Annotated in this window: 4 protein-coding genes; 3 read left to right on the top strand and 1 reads right to left on the bottom strand. The window is 32.8% G+C overall.

Annotated features, from left to right (window positions below):
- Nucleotides 1-3,370: 3,370 nt before the first annotated feature.
- The gene (locus GIY03_RS02850; RefSeq protein WP_457913623.1) at nt 3,371-4,075 is read left to right on the top strand and encodes a TerC family protein; all 705 of its coding nucleotides are present in this window, start codon (nt 3,371-3,373) and stop codon (nt 4,073-4,075) included.
- A gap of 401 nt (nt 4,076-4,476) precedes the next feature.
- Here the strand turns inward: GIY03_RS02850 and dksA are convergent, their stop codons facing one another.
- On the bottom strand, nt 4,477-4,929 hold the full coding sequence (dksA, locus tag GIY03_RS02845) for an RNA polymerase-binding protein DksA (protein ID WP_457913622.1): 453 nt from the start codon (nt 4,927-4,929) through the stop codon (nt 4,477-4,479).
- 2,391 nt (nt 4,930-7,320) lie between these two features.
- Here dksA and mrcB point away from each other — a divergent pair.
- Together mrcB and mnmA are read left to right on the top strand one after the other, a co-directional pair.
- Complete coding sequence (gene mrcB / locus GIY03_RS02840; RefSeq protein WP_457913621.1) at nt 7,321-9,825, top strand: bifunctional glycosyl transferase/transpeptidase; 2,505 nt, start codon at nt 7,321-7,323, stop codon at nt 9,823-9,825.
- 1,742 nt (nt 9,826-11,567) lie between these two features.
- A complete protein-coding gene (mnmA, locus tag GIY03_RS02835; protein ID WP_457913620.1) occupies nt 11,568-12,668 on the top strand; it encodes a tRNA 2-thiouridine(34) synthase MnmA in 1,101 nt (366 codons plus the stop codon).
- Nucleotides 12,669-13,015: the final 347 nt, after the last annotated feature.

Genomic DNA, 13,015 nt, shown 5'->3' with positions numbered 1-13,015 from the left:
AGTGTAGTTTTGCTATGCTAAATAAATACTCTTTAAAGTGGTTTATAATCGATTTGTTGCGATATTACTATTCTTAATATTAAAGTATTTATGGATACAATGATAGCCATCTGATGGCGGAAGATCAGTGATTAGGTGTATAAATATCATACAATATATAAGACATTTAGTGAGTTATGACGATTTAAAATTCTGGGAATGGATACAGAAGATATCCTGAAACACTGAACATCCAGATGAATCACTTCATGATATTGCTATACTGCTTACCATCAGTAGTTATGCAACACTATAAATTATAATGCAGTGGTTTATAAAGTGCTAACATAGTATTAGCAAGCTATGTTATGGTCACAAACATTATAGTTAGCAGCGCAACATAATAATGTTTTGCTGAAGGTTGTTTGATGAGTTTTGTAAACTCTGTGACATTAAAAGCATTATTATGATACATCTTGATGATTATTTATTCATGCTGATATTTTATAAGAAAGCTTTATTTTTAATAGTATAATCTAAAGTTATTATCTGACAATTTAGGATCTACACTCCTTTATTGCAAACGTTCATAATAAACTTTTAATTAATAAAAGTGTTTTCTAGCCCCTGATCTTTTAATCTTTTATGTGATTACTTAACATTTATTTCTACAGAAATGATGGATGTATCTTAGAATATCAGAGGGCGATGGAGCCATAGTCAGTTAAAGTGTGAAAAGAAGGGTCTTTGATAAGTATGTGGTGCATAATATCGAACATGTCACTTATTAAGATATCAAGTAATATTTGATATTAAAGACAAATGTCATGAGCAAAAGTAGACGGAATATGATATAAAATCACTCACACACGATGTTGAATGCAAAAAGATTGATGCTGATAAAAGTTGCAGATGAAGCAATCTATCTAGTGTATTGTACAAATACAGCGCATTAGTGTAAGAAATGCGCGTAAAAGTTTATAAAACTGCACTAGATAATGAAGGACAACAAGCTCATTATTTCTAATGATTTGTTTGGATATAAGAAATAAGCTAAGATATAGTGAGATATCGGTTAAAAATAGCTAAAATAGAATCAACCAATAATATGTTTACCTTTTAACATTGTATTCATACTGATCTTAAAAGAGATAGTTAGCTAGTGATCTGTGCGTGTAATCTTTATTATAGTGAATGCCTAAGTATGGCAGTATGTTTTATATGCTAATGAATTCCTTTACGTATAATATGAACATCTTCTAGAAAACGCCACAAAAAAATTAATGAATCGAGCATTCGCTTGCTCTACGACTGCGCTAAGTTACAGGCTAAAGATTAGAGGATAAAATTTTTTAATTACTAATGGCCGACGTAAAAATCTCACTGAAATCAACAAAAAATATGTGTACCTACCTACATATATAATTAATATAATTAATATAATTATTTTATAAAATATTAAGTTAATAAAATAAATGTAATATCACATGGTTTTAGAACAATATAAACAGTTATTGTACTTAAAACTACAAGTCATCGTAGTGGCTATATATGTCGGTTAAGCGTTATGACTCTATTTAAAATATTAGTTTTCATTGCTTCTATCTTAGAGATTTTCTATAGATAATTGCAGGTAGATATCTTTTGTGCGTATCTTAGATAAATACAACCAAATAACATAATAGTCTTGTTTTTGTTTATTTTAATTTTATAGGCTATAACGAATATTTCTTATAATTTCTTAGTATGTTTACATAATAAACTTAATAGTTTTTGGATCTAAAACTGTTGCGAGACAGTGAGCCCATGATATTTAAAGGATGTAACCGATAACCATGACTTATCAATTTTTTCAGTAATGCATCATATGATGATATAACCTAATTAGGTTTTATTCAGAAATACTTCTAAATACTTAACTGTTTATTTAATACACAATGTATTCACGTATGTAATAATAGATTGGTAAAGTCGTATAAAGTATATTTATCATGATTAATCGTAAAATAGTTTAGGCATATTGTAAGTATTAAAAAGTTTTAGCTTGATTTTCTATAGAGATTAAAACACTTATTCTTAATTGTCTCTTAAACAATCATTTTTATTTGAACCGATAAGGTATAATAACAAACAGTTTTATAAAAATCAAGAGGTTGCATTCAACATTATTTCTCATAAAGATAACATATACATTCTGAGTCACATTAAATCTTTTCTTAAATTATCTCGGAATTTATTAAAAATGTTGTTTTAGTAGTAATAAACATATGATTTATGATCATGTAATAATTATATTTATTTAACCGCACTTCAAAGATCAATGTAACTGATCCTTATAATGCATCAATGTGTTTATCAAGTGTTGCTCTGATTAATGTACGACATATTAAATACTCTATTAACAGCTTTCTGTAGATTACACTTTATAAGTGTAAAGATCATTTGGTTTCATATAAAGCAATAGGCTATAAGTTATAGAACTATATCTTTATAATGCTCTTTACTAAAAAGCGAAAAATAATTTTTAAGAGTATTTAGGTTTTTATCAAGCATAGGTTCAGTAACTAAATAATGTTTGTAGAATGTCTTATTCCTAAAGGTAGGCAGTGCAATAAAGGTTGAATGAATAGATTATGAGAGTATGTTGTCGGCATTATTGACAGACATCTTAATATAAGTACTATGAAATTAGCGTAAAACTAGAAACTTATTACGTTTATATTTTAATGAATCTTGAGAAACCATTATCACCTTTATTTTATCTTTACTTACCATAAATAAATGCGTTACATGTTTAATAGTGATTGTTATAAGTTAGTGAGAATACTGAGATTTCTTAAAATCGGGTAGACCGATCTATAGATATATTTTTAAATTAGATCACCGTCGCTATATCATTTAGTCGCTGTAAAGAAGGAAATTTTATATTTCAATGCAAGAAGAACTAAAAGTTCTAATGTTTTGTACTTACTTAAAACATAAGATTATGCGTTTTAGTAAAGCAATACAGTTCTAGTATATAGCAGAAAAGAAAAAATTATCAACTCAGGCTATTGGTGAATGCGTTTAATGAACGGTAATGTTAGTTAAAAGCTTTTATTTTAAGTAGAGTTTCATTGACATATCGTTATTAAGATATTGTTTAATCTCAGCACTCATTCATGATACCCTGTTATTTATCATATTTTACCTAAGTAGTACGTGATATTTCACGTATTCTTCAGGCGCTTACATGATTAATCCTTATACTTGTTTTTAACTGACTACAATAGTGTGCATATCCTAAGATAAAATCTAACGTTCTCATTACAGCAATTAGTTAGTTTTTTCTGTCGAGATAATGATCATTAATTCTAATAATTTACTGTATTTTTCTTAAAGTGTGTAGGCAATGTATAAAATGTTTATAGACCCCAATGCTTGGTTAACTTTTAGTATGTTAATTATGCTTGAAATTATTTTGGGTCTTGATAATATTATTTTTCTTTCTTTGATCGTAGAGAAGCTACCGAAAACACAACAGCATAAGGCACAGCGCCTAGGTCTGACTCTTGCTATGTTAGCGCGTTTGTTGTTGCTAGGTTCGATTACTTGGGTCATTCGGCTGACACATCCGTTATTCAAGATCATGGCTCATAGCGTTTCTATTCGGGATTTAATATTACTATTTGGTGGACTTTTCTTGATCTGGAAAGTTAGCAAAGAAATCTATTATACTATAAAAAATTCACACGAAGAAAAGCATACGCAGGCGTATAGCTTTTTTGGAAGTATTATTCAAATTATATTGTTAGATGTTATTTTTAGTTTAGACTCTGTAATTACTGCAGTAGGACTCTCCGACAACGTATTGATCATGATGGCTGCAGTGATGACTGCTATTAGCATTATGATGTATGCGGCACGCGCAATTAGTGAGTTTGTTAATCGGCATAAATCGGTTAAAGTTTTGGCGCTAGCGTTTTTAATACTGGTAGGTAGTACGTTAATACTAGAAAGTCTTACAGTGCATGCACCAAAAGGTTACATGTATTTCGCTATGTTCTTTTCAATAGTGGTTGAAATTCTTAATATGGTGCGCACTAACAAAGAATAGTGCTCTTAACATGTCTCTTATTATATAAATTGTGTTAAAATAACTTTTATCGTCTCGTTTGCATGAGATACTTGATATTATTTAACGTGCAGTCGTGATTGTAGTAAATTAATTACTAAGTTAGCTCCATATATTACTGATTTTACCTTGTTCATTAAATTTAATATATGCTTAATATACTGCCGATATAGTCAAATGTCTTCAAAAATATTAGCACGCAAGATTATCGTGCTTCCTTCCTGCTGCTTCGAGTACATTGTGTATAAGTGCTAAAATTCAAACACCGTATGCTTCGTGTATAGCCTGCTGTTTAGAATAATAGCTCTATCTATGTAAATGCGCAGTTGATCGATGTAGTACTCATTTCGTTAATTTAAATTCTTTAGACTATAATGGCTTGATTAGCCAGCCATCTGCTTTGCACGGATTTCCGCTAAAGTTTTACAGTCGATACATAGATCAGCAGTAGGACGTGCTTCAAGGCGACGAATACCGATTTCTACTCTGCAGGTTTTGCAGTAGCCAAAATCTTCTTCTATTTTTTTTAGTGTTTTTTCGATTTTTTTAATTAGTGTACGTTCGCGGTCACGGTTACGCAGCGCGAGACTGAATTCTTCTTCCTGTACAGCACGATCTACTGGGTCTGGAAAATTGACTGCTGCATCTCGCATATATGACATGGTACGTTCTACTTCGTCTTTAAGCTGATTACGCCATGCTTCAAGAATACACTTGAAGTGCGATAACTGAGCGGTATTCATGTATTCTTCAGATGGTTTTGCTTGATATGGCTCTACCCCTGCAATAGCAAGAATACTCAAGGAAGAGGTTTTGCGATTTTCTGTGTCTTGCATGTTGCTTCTCCTATATTATCGTGGCTAGGTAATACCAGTATTTCTTGGTTCTTTATAGAGCTATTATCATAATGACTTAATATGTAATCCTCACTAAACTAGCGCACTTTGATGAGCTATATTGTTATTTGATATAACGCATGATGGCCAGTTTGTCTTTTGTATAGCCTATATAGGTTGTTATTAATGTTGGTTTTAATATTAAGAATCTAAATAATCATTAATTGAGCTATGATGTTATATTTTACCTGATCGTTTGAAGGTTACGTTATATGAAATATCATGGTATCTGCTAGTATTTTCAGAGGCATAAGATCTCCCTTATCATTATAGAATGTTATCACTAGCAAGTTTTTTAGACGCCCAGTTTATTAGCAGCGAGTGCATTGCTAGCACCAATCTTATTCATAATAATATTACTTAGATAAAATTTTATAAGCCTATTGAGTTAGCACTACTGACAAGTCGTTCGAATTACATGTGTTTGTATAGCAGTAAAGTCGTTATATTGGATCTGTTAGTTATGTAACTGCATCTGAATGGTTCAGAAGATTCAGAATTTTCAGGCACTTGTTAATTTTGTTGTCATATAAGTAACATGGAATCTAGCACTTACCTGGCATCGATGAGTTACTAATTTTATTGGCCACCCCACTCATGATAGAATCATGATGATTGAGTAAACATATATTATTATAATGTAGACTCAACTATGATTACTAATAGAGTTACCTCTAGTACTCTGGGCTGTTATAGGAGTGTATTAAATAAAAGATTAAGTATCTAGATTGTTAACCAGGCATCTTGTAATAGTAGTTATATCCTTAAATATTACAAGATAGCACATTGCTAAAGTCAGGCCTTACTATCTCAAATGATTAGCTATTCAAAGTGTTCAGTGAATTCGAAATTAGGAATACAGTAGTTATTTGAGCATTACGTATTCTATTACAAGATTATATATCTGTTTTTTCCAATATTATATTGGCTTGGGAACAAGTGTGACGTGTAAGGTTTAAAGAGCCATCGTAAATACTAAAAAAACATTTGCGATTAACCATTCCACAACCTTTATAATTTCTTTTAATTGTTGGTTGCTACAATATAATAAATACGTACTTTTTAGTTTTGATAAAAATCCACACTATAAATAAAAAAACAGAGGATCAATGATATAATCTCATTATCCAGAAGATTCTTAATAAATGCGAATTTTACGATATATTAATAGTTATTACATTTTGTATCAGGTTATTTTAAACGAAACAGTAACTCATTACATCAAATATACGATTATATGACACTTGTCCCATATAAACAACTTCTAATCTTAACGTATATATTCTATTAAGCAATTTTGATATTATATATTTATGTGATGTATCAACATGTCTTATAGCAGATTGTATCAAAAGGTAATAAGAATAAAATTCTTTATTGTGCATTTTGCATTGTACTAATACTCACGTTATTTTTTCTTTTAATTTTACTAAATTATAAAATCTCTGTATGCATAGTACTCATCTGGTCCTAACTTTATTGGTTAACTAATATTGCTTAATTTTTCCTAATTATTCATAGCATAGTCGTACTGATATGCTGACTCTTAAGCCTCCACTACATCAATGCGATTATTGCATTGTTTACAAATAATCATCATTATCTGTAGAATAATTTTGTATTAAACTATCTACTAAGAATAGTAGTTATGATGAAAATCTGTGTGTTTCATGCGAAAATAATCTTAATGACTGTGTACGAAAATACTGAAAGTTATTAGCAATTAATCTGACAGTACGCATTTTAAGAAAGCATATAGCGTGATCCATAATATTTGTAAGTATGAGAAATGGTTTGATCGTTATAAAATTATCTGAGAACTAAAAGGTATTAATGTCAATAACGACAGAGCAATGAGCGGTTACTCTAATATAATTCCGTTGTAATATTAAGTATAATACTCTTATTCTATAGATAGAATATAGTTCTTATTATACAGAAGACTTACTGACAACTTATTTCCTATAAATTGCATGAAAATCTATATAATAGATAGCTGCACGAAAATTAATGTTATTAGAACAACAAGCTAACAGATAATTAGTGGTATCGCTGTGTTTTGACTGTTTATAAATTTATAAAAATTATTGATCAATTTTTAGTGAGATTGACCAGAGAGATCAATCGTAATATAAGTTACCGGCAGACAATAGTAGAGTGATTCATAGATTGATCACTAACAAGCTCATATGTTAAAAGCAGAGCTAATTGCACTGTAAGCATGAGCCGAAATAATCCCTAGGGCTACTTGCATTAGTATATCACTAACGTGAACGACAAAGATTATTTATATATAGCTTATAGTATATGGGATAATACTATCGTCATTCTATGAGGGCAATCGTTATTTCCGAGAATGACAGAAAGCCTATGGAACGTACAGAAAAACACATAAAACGCACCACATCGCGTCATTCAAGAAGTTCTTACCGAGATCGTTGCAAAGACCTTGATCTTTTTAACGACAAAGTCGGTCAACCGGAAAAAGCACTTATGCCACGTCAGGTAAATGTAATGCTATCGTATAAGAAACGCGCATGGTGTAGTGTGATTCTAAAAGGGATGTTACTAATCGTCACACTACTAGTGGCATATGGTATGTATTTAGATTCCCAAATTCGCAAACGAATCGACGGCAAAGTCTGGCAGCTTCCAGCAGTAGTGTACAGTCGTATGATTAATTTAGAGCCAGGCATGCCATACAGCAAACAGGAGATGATCAAGGTACTAGAAAGTATACAGTATCGACGGGTCACTCGTATTACCCGTCCCGGAGAGTTTACTGTGCAGGCAAATAAAATTTACATATTGCGTCGCCCGTTTAATTTTCCTGACGGAAAAGAAGAGCAGATCTATGCTTGCATGAATTTTCAGAGTCACCGTTTATCGAAAATTAAAAATATGGAAAATCAGCGTAACTTTGGCTACTTCCGCCTCGATCCTCGTCTAATTACCATACTGCAATCATCAAATGGTGAGCAGCGGTTATTTATTCCACGTACCGGCTTTCCTGCTTTATTAGTTAATACACTGATTCTTACTGAAGATCGTCATTTTTATGAACATGACGGGATACGTCCTTACTCTATATGTCGTGCAGTGCTCGTGAATTTAACTGCCGGCCGTGCAGTACAGGGCGGCAGTACTTTAACACAGCAACTAGTAAAAAACCTATTTCTGACCAACGAGCGTTCACTATGGCGCAAGGTTAATGAAGCCTATATGGCATTGTTAATGGACTATCGTTATAGTAAAGATCGTATTCTTGAACTGTATTTGAATGAAGTGTACCTTGGTCAGAGTGGTAACGATCAAATTCGTGGGTTCCCACTAGCTAGCTTATATTACTTTGGTCGTCCGGTAGCTGAGCTAAATCTTGATCAGCAAGCATTGCTGGTAGGTATGGTTAAAGGTGCTTCATTTTATAATCCTTGGCGCCATCCCTCCGTGGCATTAGAGCGCCGTAATTTAGTACTTAAACTTTTGCTTAAAAAAAATATTATTTGTGTTAATCGATATAATATACTACGTCAATATCCATTAAACATACAACCAAAAGGTGGATTTATTACGCCGCAACCTGCATTTATGCAGATAGTGCGTCAGGAGTTGCAAGATAAACTAGGCAATCAAGTTAATAACTTGTCTGGCATGAAAATATTTACCACATTAGACCCAGTATCGCAAGATGCAGCGGAAAAAGCAGTGTTATTCGGTATAGCAGCTCTACGTTCTTCCTGCTACATGAAGGATTTGGAGGCGGCAATGGTTATTGTCGATCGCTTAAGTGGTGAAATTAGAGCCGTAGTAGGTGGTGCTAACCCGCAGTTTGCTGGATTTAATCGCGCGGTGCAGGCGCGGCGTCTAGTCGGTTCGTTAGCTAAACCTCCAACATATTTAGCTGCGCTATCTGAGCCGGATAAGTATCGTCTTAATACTTGGCTGATAGATGAGCCGTTGCTTTTACAGCAGTCGCATGGTGTTATTTGGCAGCCAAATAATTATGATCATAAGTTCCGGAAACAAGTGTTACTAGTTGATGCGCTAGCTGATTCATTGAACGTGCCTACGGTCAACCTTGGTTTATCTGTAGGCTTACCTCAAATTGGTGCTACCTTAAGGTTGTTAGGTGTTCCAAGCACAGGAATCAACTTAGTACCTTCAATGTTGTTAGGGGCGATAGGTTTGACACCAATGGAAGTAGCGCAGGAGTATCAGACTATTGCTGGTGGTGGCAAACGCGCGACACTATCCGCAGTGCGTTCAGTCATGACTGATGAAGGAGTGGTATTATATCATAGTTTTCCTCAAGCAGAATCTATGGTGCCAGCACAAGCAGCGTACTTAACATTATATGCGATGCAGCAAGGTGTAATCTATGGAACCTCCCGTTCTTTATCGCTGCAGTTTTCGCGCTATAATTTAGCAGCAAAGACTGGCACTACTAATGATTTGCGCGATAGTTGGTTTGTTGGTATTGATGGTAAAGAAGTTGTGATCACTTGGGTGGGGCGTGATAATAATGGCTCTACTAAATTAACAGGCGCTAATGGTGCTCTGACTTTATACCGTCGTTATCTAGAAAATCAAACGCCATTGCCATTGATACTACAACCGCCTGAGAATATTAATCCAATGATGATTGATGTGTCAGGAAACTTTATATGCGACAGTGATGGTAGTAATTTACGCACTATACCTGTTTGGATTGAAAAACCAGAGGGTTTGTGTCAGTCTAGCAAAATAACTATACAAGAGCATAATCAGAATGTTGAAAATGACCAAGAAGATAGCAGAAAGATTACTGACTGGATACAAGACATATTTGGTTCATAAATGATGCTCGATATACTGCGGTAAGGGTTTACTATATTGCTGTGTTCTATTTCTGCTTTGAAAGCTTATTCTACTAATATTTAGGAATTCTTGTGTATTCTATAAACTCTCTATAGTTTATAGGCTTTGTGCATGTAAGGCTTTATCGATGTTGATTAGCTTACCTAATTTTTCAGGTTAGGTCCGAATAAATCTATCGTTATTATTTGTAATTTTCTAGACCTCTAAAATAAGAGTATATGTCGGCCGGCACATTATGTTATACACTTGTCAGTATATCTTTTTTGACCATAATACATTGGCAATTATCAAAATTTTAGTTTCTCATTGCGCATTTACACTAACTACAATTGAGTGTCTATACTAACTGCATAAGATCATTAGTTAGTTTACTCTTAAAGTGTTTTAGTTATTGTAAGTATTTGGAAGGTTTATATTGAATGTAATATGGTTAAATATCGCTAGAATTAGCAATCTAAGCTAAAGGTGCTTATCATTATTGTTAAATAAGATTTATATGTATTGGTATAGATATAAGGGTCTTCTATATTAGACCTCACTTTTTTGCGCAACACTGAATTGGCAATCGAGAAAATTCTAGATTGTAATATGTTATTTCTTATATTTATCTTGGTGTGTTAATGCTCAAGACTATAAGTCATCGTTCTGTTGTTTGTCTCTGATTGGCGAATTAAAATTTTATTTAGATTTTTAGATATAAATTGTAACCCAAATATGCTAAGTGTTAGAACAGTTATCTTTTAGTATTGAAATGTCTTATGGTTTAACTGATTAAATAACGTATTCAGCATATAGTATTAACCGGTTTTGGCTCATCTGAAACACTAAGACAAACATTAAAAGATCTGATATAACGATACCATCGTATGTTGTGTTATAATACATTTATTAACCGGATAATATTAAACATCTTTGATGTCAAAATATAGCTTTCTGCTTAAAATTTCCGTTTCTTTTCAAGATATTATTTTCTTTATTATAACTCTCCATACAATTTGTTAAAGGCGTTATGACACGTAAAGCAATATTTTTTAGTTAAAATAACAGTGGGCATCTAGGATCTGATGGTACATAAGTAATATTTATAGACTTAGAATATTTATAAGAATAATATTGATGCAGGCTAGTTTGATTATTTCAGCTTTAAATATCTTAATAAACCACGCCCAATGAGATGATTGAGATGAATTGTACTACATGTTATATAAAATTAGTTTTTCTCTTCATCGCGATGATTATTGAAAATGAAGATCGGGTAAATATTTTACTGTATATTTTGCTTAGTCTTCAATCTAGCATAAGCGCAATTAAAATTTTTATAAACTTCTTGGTCGTTTTATAAGTTTGTTTTATGGCTTTTAAAGATAGATAAGTATATATAAAATTTTAATTAAAAGTAATATACTATGTAGTGAGTGAATTATAGTTTTATCACAAAATATATACTCATATAATGCTAGTGGCAAGTCATAATAGTTCGATAAGTATCATGACTTATCGTAGTATACGGTATTATAAGATATCAAGACTGCTGAAAATTAAGCGAGATTTTATCGCGCAGCGTATAATCAATATAGTTTTGAACTATAATATTAAATGCGCACAGAAATGTGTTTATAAATTTTACTAGCCAACCTTGACCCAGTATAGAGGTGATGCGCTCATATTGTTTTACGTGATAGAATGGTGCATTTCTTGTTATTATCTGGTTTGCACACTCTATGTTAAACAAAAGTCAAAAAAAAGTCATTGTTGGTGTTTCAGGCGGCGTCGATTCTTCCGTGGCGGCCTATTTATTGCATCAGCAAGGATACCATGTTGAAGGGTTATTCATGAAGAACTGGGAAGAAGATGATAGCGAGGAATATTGCTCAGCTGCTGCTGATTTAGCTGATGCGCAAGCAGTATGTGATAAAATAGGCATCAAGTTGCATACAGTGAACTTTACAGTGGAGTATTGGGATAACGTGTTTGAAGAGTTTCTAAAAGAATATCGCGCTTGTCGTACACCTAATCCAGACATTTTATGTAATAAAGAGATTAAATTTAAAGCTTTTCTAGAATTCGCTAAAGAAGATCTTGGAGCAGACTTTATTGCTAGTGGTCATTATGTACAGCGTCAGGATATAGATGGCAAAAGCCGACTTTTGCGTGGTATAGATAACAATAAAGACCAAAGTTATTTTCTATATACACTGAGTCATAAGCAGATATCACAAACTTTGTTCCCAGTTGGTAATTTAGAAAAAATAAAAGTACGGAGTATTGCTAAGCAGTTAATGTTAGTTACTGCTAATAAAAAAGATTCTACCGGCATTTGTTTTATCGGTGAGCGCAAGTTCCGTGATTTTTTAGGGCGTTATTTGCCTATACAGCCAGGTTTAATTATTAGCATAGATGGTCAGAGGATCGGTAAGCACCAGGGTTTGATGTATTACACCATAGGTCAACGTAAAGGGTTGGGTATCGGTGGTATAAAAAATAGCAGTAAGGAACCGTGGTATGTAGTTGAGAAAGATGTAACCAATAATATACTAGTAGCTGCACAAGGGCATGATCACCCATCTTTAATGTCTGTCGGTTTAATCGCACATCAACTGCATTGGGTGGACCGTATACCACGTAAAGAACCACTATGTTGTACAGTAAAAACTCGTTATCGCCAGAAGGATATCCCTTGTCGCATTACTTTACTTGACAATTTGCGCATCAAAGTGCGATTTGAAGAACCAATATTTGCTGTGACTCCAAGTCAGTCTGCGGTCTTCTATCAAGGAGACGTCTGTCTTGGAGGTGGCTTGATTGAACAACGTCTAGCGTAATATGTAGCTAATTTAATACAAGGTGTCTTTTACTATAAAGCTTTCAGAGTTTTTTATTTTGAATGTTTAGTTATCTGGTGAAAAAAGATATCACGGATTAGATATAAGAAGTAAAGAAGATCTACTTTTAATACTTAAACTATATTGCCTGACATATGATGTTGTAGATGTTACATTGCTTTATTACATGCAACATTTTTATGTTGTATCGGTTTACTAGCGATTCGTGCATTCCTTAATGTTATAGTATAATCCTTAATATTTTTGTCATCTTTAATTATAGCTGCAGTTAATCATTACGGATTTATCGCCATTGTTGTCATCCTTTTGATGCATATACTTTATGC

It is taken from the genome of Candidatus Gillettellia adelgis, assembly GCA_020541285.1.
Lineage (GTDB): Bacteria > Pseudomonadota > Gammaproteobacteria > Enterobacterales > Enterobacteriaceae > Gillettellia > Gillettellia adelgis.
Note: the sequence above shows the minus strand (reverse complement) of the source record. Positions and strands in the feature narration are given on the sequence as shown.

Coding starts and splice junctions, on each gene's coding strand:
- GIY03_RS02850 (WP_457913623.1), top strand. CDS start 3,371: ATGTATAAAATGTTTATAGACCCCAATGCTTGGTTAACTTTTAGTATG.
- dksA (WP_457913622.1), bottom strand. CDS start 4,929: ATGCAAGACACAGAAAATCGCAAAACCTCTTCCTTGAGTATTCTTGCT.
- mrcB (WP_457913621.1), top strand. CDS start 7,321: ATGAGGGCAATCGTTATTTCCGAGAATGACAGAAAGCCTATGGAACGT.
- mnmA (WP_457913620.1), top strand. CDS start 11,568: ATGTTAAACAAAAGTCAAAAAAAAGTCATTGTTGGTGTTTCAGGCGGC.